Below are 14,464 nucleotides of genomic sequence, written 5' to 3'. Positions count from 1 at the left end.
ATTGATGTCGTTAAAGGAATACCCTTTGGACAAGACTGTACACAGTTTTGTGAGTTTCCGCAGTTTGCTAAACCGCCATCACCCATAATAGCTTCAAGACGCTCTGATCTATTCATTTCACCTGTCGGGTGGGCATTAAATAAACGTACTTGTGATAATGGAGCTGGTCCAATGAAATTAGATTTGCTGTTTACATTTGGACATGCCTCTAAACACACACCGCAAGTCATACATTTTGAAAGTTCATAAGCCCATTGTCGTTTTTTCTCAGGCATACGCGGTCCAGGACCTAAATCGTACGTACCATCAATTGGGATCCATGCTTTAACCTTTTTAAGTGAATCAAACATACGCTTACGATCCACCTGCAAATCACGTACAACAGGGAATGTACGCATTGGCTCAAGACGGATTGGCTGCTCAAGCTGATCAACAAGAGCCGTACATGATTGACGGGGCTTCCCGTTGATGACCATTGAGCATGCACCACATACCTCTTCCAAGCAGTTCATATCCCAGTTAATAGGTGTTGTCTTCTTCCCTTCAGCATTAACAGGATTACGGCGAATTTCCATTAGCGCCGAAATAACGTTCATATTCGGGCGATATGGAATTTCAAATTTTTCTTGATAAGGGGCAGCATCAGGTGATTCTTGACGAGTAATAATAAATTGAACAACCTTATTCTCACTCATTATTTATCCCCCTTTTTACTTTTAGAATAGTCACGTTTACGCGGCTCTATGAGTGATACATCTACATCTTCGTATTTAAACTCAGGTGCTGTACGGTCTCCTTTGTAGCTGGCCATTGTGGTTTTTAACCATTCTTCGTCATTACGATCCGGGAATTCCGGTTTGTAATGGGCTCCGCGACTTTCATTACGATTGTAAGCACCAAGGGTTACAACGCGTGATAATTGAAGCATATTTTTCAATTGGCGGGTAAATGTTGCCCCTTGATTGCTCCATTTAGCCGTATCGTTAATATTAATGTGATCGAAACGTTCGATCAGTTCTTGAATTTTCTCATCCGTTTTTAGAAGCTTATCATTATGTCTAACAACCGTAACGTTATCAGTCATCCATTCTCCTAACTCTTTATGAAGAACGTAGGCATTTTCGCTGCCATCTAAGCTCATGATAGTATTCCATTTTTCTTCTTCCTGTTTTACAAAACCTTCAAATACCGTAGATGATAGATCCTCAGCACTCTTTTCAAGGCCATTAATATACTTGACAGCATTTGGACCGGCAACCATACCGCCATAAATGGCAGATAATAAAGAGTTCGCTCCTAAACGATTCGCTCCATGCATAGAGTAATCACATTCACCAGCTGCAAACAAGCCAGGAACGTTTGTCATTTGATCATAATCAACCCATAGTCCGCCCATTGAATAGTGAACAGCAGGGAAAATCTTCATCGGAACTTTACGTGGATCATCACCCATGAATTTCTCATAAATTTCAATAATTCCGCCCAATTTAATATCAAGTTCTTTAGGATCTTTATGGGATAAGTCTAAGTACACCATATTTTCGCCATTGATTCCAAGCTTCTGTTCTACACAAACATCAAAGATTTCACGTGTAGCGATATCACGAGGAACAAGGTTTCCATATGCAGGATATTTTTCTTCAAGGAAATACCATGGTTTACCATCTTTATACGTCCAAACACGTCCACCTTCTCCACGCGCAGACTCACTCATAAGACGAAGCTTATCATCTCCCGGGATAGCAGTTGGATGGATTTGAATAAATTCGCCGTTAGCATAGTAAACACCTTGCTGGTAAACAATTGAAGCAGCAGAGCCTGTGTTAATGACTGAATTAGTTGATTTACCAAAGATGATCCCAGGGCCTCCTGTTGCCATAATTACGGCATCAGAACGGAATGATTCAATTTTCATTGAAGTAAGGTTTTGAGCGGTAACTCCGCGGCAAACACCTTCATCATCAATGATCGCACCTAAAAACTCCCAGCCTTCATACTTGGTTACAAGACCGGCAACCTCATAACGCCGAACCTGTTCATCCAATGCATAAAGCAGCTGTTGACCGGTTGTAGCACCGGCAAATGCTGTACGGTGGTGCTGCGTTCCGCCAAAACGTCTAAAATCTAGTAATCCCTCAGGAGTACGGTTGAACATAACACCCATTCGGTCTAATAGGTGAATAATAGCGGGAGCAGCTTCGGTCATAGCTTTTACTGGCGGCTGATTCGCCAAGAAATCTCCCCCGTATACCGTATCATCAAAATGCTCCCAAGGTGAATCTCCCTCACCCTTCGTATTTACTGCACCGTTAATTCCGCCCTGTGCACACACAGAGTGAGATCGTTTCACTGGTACTAATGAAAATAAATCTACTTGAACGCCGTGTTCAGCGGCCTTAATAGTAGCCATTAAACCGGCTAATCCGCCTCCGACAACGATTATTTTATTTTTGCTCATTAAGCCCACTCCTTTTAATAGCTGTTGCTAAAAATTACACGAATGCGAATATTGCTCGAACTCCCACGATTGATAGCGCTAAAAAGATCGCCAGCGTAACGTAAGTGGAAATAACTTGTGAGCGAGGAGTAACAGTAATTCCCCAGCTAACAGCAAATGACCATAATCCGTTAGCAAAGTGGAATATGGTTGAAATAACTCCAATTAAGTAGAATGCTAGCATAAATGGACTGCTTAAAATGGAAGCCATCATATCATAATTTACTTCCGCTCCGAATGCAGCAGCTATTCTCGTTTCCCAAACATGCCATGCAACAAAAATAAATGTAATAATGCCTGTTACACGCTGAAGCATGAATAGCCAGTTGCGCAGATAACCATAGTTGCTTACGTTGTTCTTAGCTGTGAAAGCAATGTAAACTCCGTAAATAGCATGGTATAAAAGCGGAAGGAAAATGATAAAAGTTTCCAAAAGATACCTAAAAGGAAGCATCTCCATAAAATGAGCTGCCTCGTTAAATGCCTCTGCACCTCTTGTTGCAAAGTGATTGACAACAAGATGCTGAACTAAAAAGAGGCCTACAGGAATTACTCCTAGCAATGAGTGCAGTCTGCGATTCACAAACTCTCTGTTTCCAGCCATTAAACTTACCCCCTAGTTTCAATAATGCGCCTACAAATTTTAAACCAACGTCTTTTCATTCACTCATTAATCTTTTCCTGATAAAGTTAAACTTTAATCAATTCAAATCCAAATGGTCATACGAAAAAAACAAATGAGCTTTAACAAGCAGAAAAAAATAAATCCTCTGCCAGCTATTCAGATAAAATGTGACAAATACATTTTACTCCCATAAAGTAAGAGCGTCAAGAAAACGTGTTCATAAATTCTGATTTTTCGACATGTCTTAATGTATTTAATTTTATTTTATCAATATAGTGGACCTCCAACAACAATCTCTATGTAAATACAAGTAATTATTATGTTTAGGCTCCTAGAAAAGCATCCCATTAAAAATTCTTTTTTTACCTCTTCAAGAAGACTTGATTTCCTATTAAAACATAATCTATCAAAGATAGATTCCCTCCTATTTACGTGAAATAGACCTTTTTTACTTAATATTACATGTTTTTCAGTACAGGACTTGTTATATAATAAAGCTTAGAAAGAGGGGAATACCGTGAACAAACAATTAGAACTCATTAAAATGGAAGAATTAAAAGAAATTCAGGTACCAGCATTTAGTTTGGAATTGTTAAGAGACGTGCTGCTTCCAGAAATACTTGGACAAGATCATCAGCAAATGCTGTATTGGGCTGGAAAAGGAATTGCTCGAAAATATCCCGTCCAATCAACCGAAGAGCTCACAGCCTTTTTTGAAGCAGCCGGCTGGGGAAACCTCATTTTGCTACATAATAAAAAGAATGAAATGGAATTTGAATTAAGTGGAGAGCTCGTTTCAATCAGACTTAATAAAACGGATGATTGTACGTTTCAACTAGAAGCCGGTTTTATTGCCGAACAGCTGCAATCAATGAACAAATATATTACCGAGACCTATGAACAAATCAAAAAACGCGCAGGCAAAGTTATTTTTATCGCCCAATGGGATCAAAAAGATCAGCTTGATGAGATAACAATCGGAAAACGCAGCAAACGTAAACTTTAAAAGCAATATGAGGCAGTCTCAGAAAGGATAAATTCTTTTTTTGAGACTGCCCTATTTTTTAAACCCTTGCTGTTGCTTTTGAAAGGTCAAAGGCGCTGTGAAGGATATCCACTGCTGTTACCATTTGCTCTCCGGAAATGACAGTAGATACTTTAATCTCAGACGTGCTGACCATTTTCACTTCAATTCCTTGATCAGCCATAACCTTGAACATCTCAGCAGCTACACCAGGATTTGAAACCATGCCTGAACCGACAATGGATACTTTTGCAAGACCTGATTCAGATTCAATTCGTTCATAATTTAATTCAGACTTATGTTGCTCCAGAATTGAAATCGTATCCTCAAGATCGGATGTTTTAATTGAAAATGAAATCGATGTTTTATTATCGCTGGTCGTATTCTGAATAATGATATCCACATTCAAACCATGCTTTGCTAATGTTGAAAAAATGGTAGAGAGTGTTGTTAATTCATTTGGCAACCCTAAAATAGACACTCTTGTTACTTGATCTTCAAACGCAATCCCTCTTACAATTAGGTTTTCCTCCATTTTTGCTTCCTCCTCTATAATCGTCCCTCGTTCATTTTCCATGCTTGAACGTACCTCTAATGAAATATTGTAATTTTTCGCAAACTCTACTGCACGCGGATGTAAAACTCCTGCACCTAAATTCGCCAATTCTAGCATTTCATCATACGAGATTGCGTCAAGTTTTCTTGCACCTTTTACATAGCGCGGATCTGTCGTAAACACACCTGTTACATCCGTGTATATATCGCATTTATCCACTTTTAAAGCTGCTGCAAGTGCTACTGCTGTCGTATCTGAACCGCCCCTGCCTAAAGTTGTAATTTGCAAAGTATCTGATAAACCTTGGAAGCCAGCAACAACAACAATTTTCCCGGCAGTCAATTCCTTTTTAATGACATCAGGATTGATGTTGGTTATTCTTGCGTTTCCATGGTGTTCTTCTGTTTTAATACCTGCTTGCCATCCTGTATAAGAAATGGCATCATATCCTTTTTCCAATAATGCCATGGCTAATAAAGAAATGGTCACTTGTTCACCTGTAGTGAGAAGCATATCCATTTCCCGCTTACTAGGTTTTGCTGTCATTTGGCTTGCTAGATCAACAAGCTGATCAGTAGATTTCCCCATCGCTGAGACAACAACAACTACGTCGTTTCCGTTTTCCTTTTCTTGAATGACACGGTTAGCTACATTAAGAATTCTTTCAACAGAGCCAACTGATGTACCGCCAAATTTTTGAACAATAATACCCAAAATTACCTCACCCTTCTGTTGTTTATTTAATGATCGGATTCTGTCTGCTAGAAGGTCAGAGCCGTAAGATGATTTTTCACCAAATAAAAAAGCAATGAGACAAAAACATCCCATTGCTTACTAAACGAAAAAATTCGTCTTTATACAATGAGATAGCTCTCCAAGAAATTATTTCTTGACAATTTTACATCTCTTAAATGTAAAACCAGCAGGTAAAGCAAATGGTGCCCTACTTACTTCGGCGAACATCCCCTTTTACCAGCTGTCATTGGAGACCATTCCTCCTCAAACTGGCTACTATTGAAGTTCGCACCTCTACCATCATTTAACAAACTAACGATCATAGTATGAAATTACTTTTTACATTACCAAACTTTCTTTAAAAACGCAAGCATCAATCATAATCTACTCTTTTAAGGCTTCAATGATTTGCTTAGCAATGCTTTCAGGCATACCGGCTTCCCTAAAGTCCTCTACGCCAGCTTCCTTCATTTTCTTTAAAGACCCGAAATGCTTTAGCAGTGCTTTCTTTCTTTTTTCACCTACGCCAGGTATATCATCTAAAACGGAATGAAATGCATTTTTCCCACGTAGCTGACGATGAAAAGTAATAGCAAAGCGATGTACCTCATCTTGAATTCTTTGCAGAAGATAAAATTCCTGACTATTTCTTTCAAGCTGAATTATCTCAGGCGGGGAACCGATAATCAGTTCTGATGTCCGATGCTTATCATCTTTAACTAAACCTGCAACCGGAATATCAAGCCCAAGCTCATTTTCTAATACATCTTGAGCGGCTGCTAAATGTCCTTTTCCTCCATCAATAATCACTAAATCCGGTAAGTGAAGCTCTTCTTTTAAAACACGGCTATAACGCCTTCTTACGACCTCTCTCATAGATTCATAGTCATCAGGACCTTTAACACTTTTAATTTTATATTTACGGTAATGCTTTTTGGCAGGCTTGCCATCTTCAAATACAACCATTGCAGAAACAGGATCCGCACCCTGGATATTTGAGTTATCAAAGGCTTCAATACGATGAGGGGTATGGATGCCAAGCTTATCCCCCAGATTCTCGACAGCTTTAATCGTTCTCTCCTCATCTCTTTCAATTAGCTGAAACTTTTCTTTTAATGCTATTTTCGCATTTTTATGGGCCAATAAAATTAAATCCTTCTTTTGGCCGCGCTTTGGTTGGAGCGTTTTTACGTCTAACAGCTGTTCAACGACATCCACTTCTACACTGTCAGGAAGTAAAATCTCCTTTGGCACAAAATGATTGGCCTTTGAATAAAATTGTCCTAAATAAGTTAAAAATTCCTGTTCTGGGCTGTCATAAATCGGAAACATCGAAACATCACGTTCAATTAGTTTTCCTTGACGTATAAAAAAGACTTGTACACACATCCAGCCTTTATCATAAGCATAGCCGAACACATCGCGGTCCACATGGTCATTTAATGTCATTTTTTGTTTTTCCATTGTTGCTTCAATATGCAAGATTTGATCTCGATATTCTTTTGCCCTCTCAAATTCCAGACCCTCAGAAGCGTTCACCATTTTTTCAGTTAAATCTTCTTTTATTTTCTTATATCCTCCATTTAAAAACCTGGAAATTTCCTCAACCATTTGGCGGTTTTTATCTTCTGAAACATCATAAACACATGGTGCGAGACATTGTCCCATATGATAATAGAGACAGACACGGTCAGGCAGTGTTGAGCATTTCCTTAAGGGATACAGTCGATCAAGCAGCTTTATCGTCTCACGGGCTGATTGTACATTGGGATATGGCCCGAAATATTTTCCTTTATTTCTTTTTACTTTTCTGGTGACGAGCAAACGCGGATGACGTTCATTTGTAATTTGAATAAACGGGTATGTTTTATCATCCTTTAGCATCACATTATATTTTGGATCATATTTTTTAATGAGATTTAACTCAAGAATCAGGGCTTCTAAGTTAGAGGAAGTGACAATATATTCAAAATCAACGATTTCATTGACTAAACGCAGTGTTTTTCCATCATGGGAACCTGAAAAATAAGAGCGAACTCTGTTTTTAAGCACTTTTGCCTTACCGACATAAATAACCGTTCCTTGGCGATCCTTCATGATATAACAGCCTGGCTGATCAGGAAGAAGTGCAAGCTTTTCCTTTATTTGTTCCTTCACTAGCAAACACTCTCCTAACTATTTTGTTTATGACTTCTACATTCTTTTAAATAGGCAGTAATCCCCCAGAATAATAATATTATCATGGCGGATTACTGCCTATTTTAGATACTACCATTTTATCATGACTCCTATCATTCGTCCTATGTAAAATAGTCGAATTACATGCAATCATTTCCTAGTACAAAATCTAAAAGGGCCTTGATCAGCCTAGGGAAAAGAAGAGGCTCCGAAATAGAAGGTGTTCTTCACCTTCAATTACTGAATGGCTAGACCCTAGAAGGGCTAAGCGATGGCGGTCAAAGCCGTGCTCTGAAGCTGAGTTTCGAAGTCTTATCCATATTTCTGAAACTTTATAAATTTCGAAACGATAAGTAGGCTTGAGGCATTCAGCGACAAGTATAAGGCGAATAGGAATAAAAGATGTTTTTCACCTTCAATTTCTATTCGCCTTATGACCTCAGCCGATAGTGATCTTTCTTAATTTATAAAAAAGGACTGACAAAAGTCAATCCTTTTTTTATACATGCTTGTTTAATACTTCAGCTAATGCTTCTTTTGGTTGGTAGCCAACAGCTTTGTCAACTACTTCTCCGTCTTTTAGAACAAGTAAAGTTGGAATGCTCATTACGCCGAATTTACCAGCAGTTTCTTGGTTTTCGTCAACATCCACTTTAACGATTTTTACTTTGTCACCCATATCTGAATCAAGTTCTTCAAGAACTGGAGCAATCATCTTACATGGTCCGCACCATGGTGCCCAGAAGTCTACCAATACGACTCCTTCGTTTGTTTCACTTGAAAATGTTTGATCTGTTACATTTGTTATTGCCATTGCAATTCCTCCTAATTTGTAGGGTAAAATATGTTTAAAGTATAGCACTCACAATTGAAGTAAGCTAACATTTTGCTTCACTATTACTTTTCCCAATGTTTTGATATCGAAACATGGTTGTTTTTATCAAGAAAAGCGGAAGCAGCCTTGCTCAGTGACGCAAAAAAAGCACGCTGCTTGCGTGCCTTAAATTAAGAATGAATTTTAAGCTTTTTAAACTCATCTGTTAAGAGAGGAACGACTTCAAATAAATCACCGACGATTCCATAATCTGCAACTTTAAAAATATTTGCTTCTGGATCCTTATTAATTGCTACAATGACTTTTGAATTTGACATACCAGCTAAATGCTGAATAGCTCCTGAGATACCGCATGCAATGTATAAATCAGGTGTTACAACCTTACCTGTTTGCCCAATTTGCAATGAATAATCACAGTAATCAGCATCACATGCCCCTCGTGAAGCTCCTACTGCCCCACCTAAAACCTCCGCCAATTCCTTTAATGGCTTGAAGCCTTCCTCGCTTTTTACTCCGCGTCCACCAGCAATTACTATCTTAGCTTCTGATAAATCCACCCCTTCTGAGGCTTTTCGCACCACCTCTTTTACGATGGTTCGTAAATCTTTAATATCCACTGTTAGTGAGCTGGACTCTCCATTTCTTGTTTCATCTTTTTGAAGCGGAGCAATATTATTTGGACGAACTGTAGCAAAAATGATACCATCCGTGACAATTTTCTTTTCAAAAGCTTTTCCGGAATAAATAGGCCGAGTGAAGACGACATTCCCGCCAACCACTTCAATAGCTGTTGCATCAGAAACTAAACCTGAGTTCAATTTTGCTGCAATTTTTGGTGATAAATCTTTCCCCAAAGCAGTATGTCCGAATACAATGCCTTCTGGATTTTCATTTTGAATGACAGTCAAAAGCGCTTGGGAATATCCGTCAGGTGTATACGTACGAAGTTTATCATTTTCCACAGTCACCACCCGGTCTGCACCATATTGAATGAGTTCTGTCGATAATGATGCAACATTTTCACCCATTAATATGGCAATCACTTCTCCCCCTTCGGAAATGGTTTTCCCTGCTGCAATCGCCTCAAAAGATACATTACGCAAAGCTTGATCGCGAACTTCACTTAATACAAGAACTTTTCTACCCATGATTTTTCCCCCTGTTCTGATCATTAGATCCAATTCATTCTCCCTGTTAGATAACCTTTGCTTCGTTGCGGAGAAGTGATACCAGTTCTTTTACTTGATTATCTAAATCTCCTTGTAAAACCTTCCCGGCTTCTTTTTGTGGAGGCAAGAAAATTTCAATAGTTTTTGTTTTCGCTTCAACATCATCTTCATCAAGATCAAGATCATCTAATTCAAGTTCATCAAGCGGTTTTTTCTTTGCCTTCATAATACCTGGCAAAGATGGGTATCGAGGCTCATTTAGCCCCTGTTGTGCTGTCACTAATAATGGCAGAGTTGTTTCGATAACTTCAGAATCCCCTTCAACATCACGAATAATCGTCACGTTTTCGCCATCAATATCAAGCTTTGTAATCGTTGTTACATATGCGATGTCTAATAATTCTGCCAATCGTGGGCCAACCTGTCCCGATCCCCCATCTATAGCTACATTTCCGCCAAGGATAAGATCAAAATCTTGCTCTTTAAGATACTCTGCTAAAATTTTGGAAGTGGTAAATTGATCTCCAGCCTCTACATCATCTTCTGTATTAATTAAAACAGCTTTATCACACCCCATAGCTAATGCCGTACGCAATTGCTTTTCAGACTCTTCCCCGCCGATTGATACAACTGTAACTTCCCCGCCATTTGCATCTCGCAGCTGTATTGCCTCTTCAATTGCATATTCATCATACGGGTTGATGATAAATTCTGCTCCATCCTCTTGAATCAGGCCATTTGAAACGATGATTTTTTCCTCAGTGTCAAATGTTCTTTTCATCAATACAAAAATATTCATTTCCCATTCCCCCATGTGCCATTAAATATTTTTGAAACATATGCTTATCTAACTATTTCCCCTTGAAGCTTGGTTTGCGTTTTTCAATAAATGCTGAAATCCCCTCTTTAGCATCAGCACTTTCAAAAATCTCACCAAACCATTCAGCCTCTTGTCTCATACCTGCTTCATAAACTGAAGTTTTACTGGTATTAAGTAGTGAAATTACGGCCTTGACAGAAAGAGGGCTTTTTTGTGCAAACTTTGCTGCAAGTTTTTTCGCTTCCTCAACAAGGCTTTCTTCCGGATAACAGTGGTTAGCAAGTCCCAGCTTTACAGCTTCGGCTCCCATAATTGGTTCACTTGTCAGCATCATTTCTAATGCACGGCCTGTTCCAATATATTTAGGCAGTCTTTGCGTACCGCCAAAGCCAGGAATTATGCCAAGCTGAAGTTCGGGCAAGCCTAGCTTTGCATCCTCTGTGACAAGGCGGATATGGCATGACATGGCTAATTCTAAACCACCGCCTAAAGCAGCGCCATGAATCGCAGCAATAATCGGCTTTTGAAAGGTCTCAATTCTTTCAAATAATTCCTGACCCTTAACAGCCATTTTAGAGAATTCATCACCTGACGGTACTTGAAGGAATTCTTTAATATCTGCTCCTGCCGAAAAGAATCTCCCTTCCCCATGCAACACGATCGCCCGTACTTGCTCATCTGTTTCAATTTTATCAAGCAAGTTTGAAAGCTCTTTCAACACCTTTGAGGATAGTGCATTTGCTGGTGAATGATTGATAGTCACAACAGCAACATGATCTTCTATTACAAGATTTAAACATTCCATGTCATTTCCCCCTAGCCTATCAGCTTTTACTCTAATGTATGTTTGTATATGACTTAATAAGTACTTTCGTTTTAGGTAGCGATTATTCCTTTTTATCCTTTGGCTGTTTTCACAAACTTTGTTGCTATTTAGCCAAGTAGTATGAAATGATTGATTGCAGCGAGAAAGGATTTCTTTCCTCGTGGCTCTCTTAAACTCATCAGGGGAATCGCCGTATAAATATCACCATGTCTGCTGCTCTAAGCAGGAGTCTAACAACCAGTTCTAATCAACCTTATTCAAAGAACTTATCTCAAAACAAGAATCTCTTAGAAAAGAGCGTTCTCTTTTATTTACCTTTTCGCAAAGCCATATACAATTAAGTCATGGACCTTTTTCGCTTGTTCTGAAAGATCATATTTTTGATCGTTCATTACCCAAGTTGTTACGGTTTCATCAATCGTTCCAAAAATCATTTGTCGTGTTAGCCGGAGATCCAGTTCCTCCCTAAATTCGCCCATTTCCTTCCCGGCTGTAATGATTTTATCAACTACATTGAAGTAGCCCTTTAATACCTCATTTATCCTTAAACGCAGCTCTTTATTTGATTGTCTAAGCTCAAGCTGCGTCACAATTGCTAAATGATGATCTTCAGCGAGCAATGAGAAATGTGTTTTAATTAGAGTGTAAAGCTTTTCTGCCGCTGTTTCAGATGACTTGATTTCACCCTCAATTTTTTCGATAAAGATGCCCATTTTCTCTTGGAAAAGCGAAACAAGGATGTCTTCTTTGTTTTTGAAATACAAATAGATGGTTCCATCAGCAACACCCGCTTGTTTGGCAATCTTTGATACTTGTGCTTGATGATATCCATTTTCAGCAATAACAATAACAGCAGCGTCTATGATTTGTTTATATTTCGGTTTTTTCTGTTTCAATGGTCGACTCTCCTTCTAGAAATGAATGAATCGTCATTCATATTTTTATGATAATTTTTCCTGCCCATTATGTCAAGCCTCATTTCGCTTTTTTATGTGATCAATTAAAAAGAAGCGGACCCGATAAGGGCCCACTGCAAAGCCTTTCTAAATAATAACAAACAGGTGGTTGAAATCAAAACCCTTAATTAGCATTTTTAAATTTTTCTCTTTCCTCATCAATTAGGACTCGCCTTAATATTTTACCAACGGCTGTTTTCGGTAACTCTGAGCGAAACTCATAAAAGTGAGGAACTTTATATGCAGCTAAATGTTGACGAGCAAAATGATCAAACTCCTCTGGCGTCGCTGTCTGGTTATCTTTTAATACGATATATGCCTTAACCGTTTCTCCTCGATATGGATCAGGCACCCCTGCGACAACCACTTCCTGAACCTTTTCATGCTCATAAAGAACTTCTTCTATCTCGCGGGGATAGATATTATATCCACCAGCAATGATCATATCCTTTTTCCGGTCAACAATGTAGAAATATCCTTCTTCATCCATATAGCCAATATCCCCTGTAAAAAGCCAACCATCTTTGAGAACAGCTTCTGTTTCTTCCTGTTTATTCCAATATCCTTTCATTACTTGAGGACCGCGAATCACGATTTCACCAAGCTCATTTGGCTCAGCAAAGCCATCTTTTTCATAGGACAGAATGGCTGAATCAGTATTTGGCCACGGTACACCGATGCTTCCTGTTTTTCGTTTATCCCATAAAAAGTTTGCATGGGTTACTGGTGAAGCCTCTGATAATCCATACCCTTCGACGAGACGTCCACCTGTCACCTTCTCAAATTTTTCTTGGACCTCTATCGGGAGAGGCGCCGAGCCGCTAATACAACAATTAATCGAAGAAAGGTCATAGTTTTGGATTTCAGGATGGTTCAACAATGCAATGTAAATGGTTGGTGCACCAGGAAAAAGTGTCGGTTTTAGCTTTTCAATTGTTTTTAATGTGTCAGTTGCATCAAACTTTGGAAGTAGAATCATTTTAAAACCCTGCATTACAGACAGATTCATTACTGTTGTCATTCCATACACATGGAAAAATGGAATAATGCCCAGAACAGATTCTTCACCTCTCTTACATTTATACATCCAGTGGGCACACATTTTTGTATTTGCCGCAACGTTTGTATGGGTCAGCATTACTCCTTTTGGAAACCCCGTTGTCCCGCCAGTATATTGTAATATGGCAATATCTTCGGAAGGATTTATATTAGGCAAGTCTGCTTTTGGTTCAGCTAATGTCATGATCTTCTTAAATAAATGTGTATCTCCCTCGTGTTCAACATTTACAACAAGTTGATTTTGTTTTTTTTGAACGAAGGGGTATAGAAGATTTTTAGGGAATGGCAAATAATCTTTTATACCTGTAACAATAATATGCTTCAAATTTGTTAACGCTTTCAATTTTGATACTCTTGGATATAATAAATCAAGTGTGACGATGAATTTAGACTCGCTGTCTCTTAGCTGGTATTCGAGCTCTCTTTCCATATAAAGCGGATTCGTTTGAACAACAATTCCCCCAGCTAATAATACCCCGTAATAAGCGATAACGGCTTGCGGACAATTGGGCAGCATAATAGAAACTCTTTCACCTTTTTGCAAGCCAAGTGATTGTAAATAATTCGCCAGCTTTAATGACTGATTGCTTATCTCCGAATACGTCAGTTCTTTTCCTAGGAAATGAATAGCTTTTTTTGTTGGGAATTCAGCAGCGGCTTGAAGTAAATAATCAGATAACGATGTGTCTTCAAAATGAATTTCATGAGGGATTTCTATTGGATAATGACGTAACCAAGGTTTCAGACTTTCCATCTTCTACTCCTCCTCCAATGCTATTCTTCTTTATCAGTAACCAGCTATATGAATAAGCACTACCATTCAATATTTATCTTTTTTGGAGAGGAGGCTGGTATTGGTTTAGTAGGTTGAAAACTATGCTAATAGTCATAAACAGACGTCGCTCTTCCCCTTCCCTTCATATAAAAAAGTATAGCAGATTTTTTCATATTCAGAAATATAAATATTTTCAAATAGTATTGATACAAGCTCTCTTTTATTGAAGAAGACTCTCAGGCTAAGTGTGACCCACCCATTAAGATTGAATGAAAAAAGCCTGACATCTTTCAATGCCAGACTAAATGTAAAACAAAATATCTGCTATTCGACATAATTTGCTACTGATTGATATTCTAAAAAAACACTAAATAAAAAATCCCTATTATAATAAATAAGCCGCACAGCC

The 14,464-nt window shown here is 38.6% G+C and carries 12 protein-coding genes and 1 riboswitch; of the genes, 1 reads left to right on the top strand and 11 read right to left on the bottom strand.

Annotation, left to right across the window (positions count from 1 at the left end; all coding sequences use genetic code 11):
* The 3 genes from sdhB to WQ54_RS13190 all read right to left on the bottom strand — a co-directional run.
* On the bottom strand, nucleotides 1–695 hold a 695-nt coding region (gene sdhB / locus WQ54_RS13200), incomplete at its 3' end, for a succinate dehydrogenase iron-sulfur subunit (RefSeq protein ID WP_046517289.1).
* On the bottom strand, nucleotides 695–2,458 hold the full coding sequence (sdhA, locus tag WQ54_RS13195) for a succinate dehydrogenase flavoprotein subunit (RefSeq protein WP_046515624.1): 1,764 nt from the start codon (nucleotides 2,456–2,458) through the stop codon (nucleotides 695–697). The genes sdhB and sdhA, both read right to left, overlap by 1 nt.
* A gap of 34 nt (nucleotides 2,459–2,492) precedes the next feature.
* Nucleotides 2,493–3,101: a succinate dehydrogenase cytochrome b558 subunit gene (locus tag WQ54_RS13190; RefSeq protein WP_046517287.1), complete on the bottom strand. Its 609-nt coding sequence runs from the start codon at nucleotides 3,099–3,101 to the stop codon at nucleotides 2,493–2,495.
* A 565-nt stretch (nucleotides 3,102–3,666) separates the two neighbouring features.
* Here WQ54_RS13190 and WQ54_RS13185 point away from each other — a divergent pair.
* The gene (locus WQ54_RS13185; RefSeq protein ID WP_046517295.1) at nucleotides 3,667–4,128 is read left to right on the top strand and encodes a YslB family protein; all 462 of its coding nucleotides are present in this window, start codon (nucleotides 3,667–3,669) and stop codon (nucleotides 4,126–4,128) included.
* Between the two features lie 58 nt (nucleotides 4,129–4,186).
* Here the strand turns inward: WQ54_RS13185 and WQ54_RS13180 are convergent, their stop codons facing one another.
* The 8 genes from WQ54_RS13180 to WQ54_RS13145 all read right to left on the bottom strand — a co-directional run bounded on the left by WQ54_RS13180 (nucleotide 4,187) and on the right by WQ54_RS13145 (nucleotide 14,034).
* Nucleotides 4,187–5,416 carry an aspartate kinase gene (locus WQ54_RS13180; RefSeq protein ID WP_046517285.1) on the bottom strand — a complete coding sequence of 410 codons (1,230 nt, stop codon included), beginning with the start codon at nucleotides 5,414–5,416 and terminating at the stop codon, nucleotides 4,187–4,189.
* Nucleotides 5,417–5,561: 145 nt separating this feature from the next.
* A riboswitch (Lysine riboswitch) is annotated at nucleotides 5,562–5,742 on the bottom strand.
* A gap of 79 nt (nucleotides 5,743–5,821) precedes the next feature.
* Nucleotides 5,822–7,594: an excinuclease ABC subunit UvrC gene (gene uvrC, locus WQ54_RS13175; protein ID WP_046517283.1), complete on the bottom strand. Its 1,773-nt coding sequence runs from the start codon at nucleotides 7,592–7,594 to the stop codon at nucleotides 5,822–5,824.
* 520 nt (nucleotides 7,595–8,114) lie between these two features.
* Nucleotides 8,115–8,429 carry a thioredoxin gene (gene trxA / locus WQ54_RS13170; protein WP_046517281.1) on the bottom strand — a complete coding sequence of 105 codons (315 nt, stop codon included), beginning with the start codon at nucleotides 8,427–8,429 and terminating at the stop codon, nucleotides 8,115–8,117.
* Nucleotides 8,430–8,620: 191 nt separating this feature from the next.
* A complete protein-coding gene (locus tag WQ54_RS13165) occupies nucleotides 8,621–9,598 on the bottom strand; it encodes an electron transfer flavoprotein subunit alpha/FixB family protein (RefSeq protein WP_046517280.1) in 978 nt (325 codons plus the stop codon).
* Between the two features lie 46 nt (nucleotides 9,599–9,644).
* On the bottom strand, nucleotides 9,645–10,418 hold the full coding sequence (locus WQ54_RS13160) for an electron transfer flavoprotein subunit beta/FixA family protein (RefSeq protein WP_046517279.1): 774 nt from the start codon (nucleotides 10,416–10,418) through the stop codon (nucleotides 9,645–9,647).
* Nucleotides 10,419–10,470: 52 nt separating this feature from the next.
* Nucleotides 10,471–11,244, bottom strand: a complete 774-nt coding sequence (locus WQ54_RS13155) for an enoyl-CoA hydratase (RefSeq protein WP_046517276.1) — start codon at nucleotides 11,242–11,244, stop codon at nucleotides 10,471–10,473.
* Between the two features lie 332 nt (nucleotides 11,245–11,576).
* The gene (locus WQ54_RS13150) at nucleotides 11,577–12,161 is read right to left on the bottom strand and encodes a TetR/AcrR family transcriptional regulator (RefSeq protein WP_046517274.1); all 585 of its coding nucleotides are present in this window, start codon (nucleotides 12,159–12,161) and stop codon (nucleotides 11,577–11,579) included.
* 184 nt (nucleotides 12,162–12,345) lie between these two features.
* Nucleotides 12,346–14,034 (bottom strand): AMP-binding protein, encoded by a 1,689-nt coding sequence (locus WQ54_RS13145; protein WP_046517272.1) that lies wholly within the window; start codon nucleotides 14,032–14,034, stop codon nucleotides 12,346–12,348.
* Nucleotides 14,035–14,464: the final 430 nt, after the last annotated feature.

The sequence above is a fragment of the Bacillus sp. SA1-12 genome, assembly GCF_000981385.1.
Classification (GTDB): domain Bacteria; phylum Bacillota; class Bacilli; order Bacillales; family Bacillaceae; genus Metabacillus.
The sequence above is the reverse complement of the archived record's forward strand: the minus strand, read 5'-3'. Positions and strand labels throughout refer to the sequence as shown.

Coding starts and splice junctions, on each gene's coding strand:
- sdhA (WP_046515624.1), bottom strand. CDS start 2,458: ATGAGCAAAAATAAAATAATCGTTGTCGGAGGCGGATTAGCCGGTTTA.
- WQ54_RS13190 (WP_046517287.1), bottom strand. CDS start 3,101: ATGGCTGGAAACAGAGAGTTTGTGAATCGCAGACTGCACTCATTGCTA.
- WQ54_RS13185 (WP_046517295.1), top strand. CDS start 3,667: ATGGAAGAATTAAAAGAAATTCAGGTACCAGCATTTAGTTTGGAATTG.
- trxA (WP_046517281.1), bottom strand. CDS start 8,429: ATGGCAATAACAAATGTAACAGATCAAACATTTTCAAGTGAAACAAAC.
- WQ54_RS13165 (WP_046517280.1), bottom strand. CDS start 9,598: ATGGGTAGAAAAGTTCTTGTATTAAGTGAAGTTCGCGATCAAGCTTTG.
- WQ54_RS13160 (WP_046517279.1), bottom strand. CDS start 10,418: ATGAATATTTTTGTATTGATGAAAAGAACATTTGACACTGAGGAAAAA.
- WQ54_RS13155 (WP_046517276.1), bottom strand. CDS start 11,244: ATGGAATGTTTAAATCTTGTAATAGAAGATCATGTTGCTGTTGTGACT.
- WQ54_RS13145 (WP_046517272.1), bottom strand. CDS start 14,034: ATGGAAAGTCTGAAACCTTGGTTACGTCATTATCCAATAGAAATCCCT.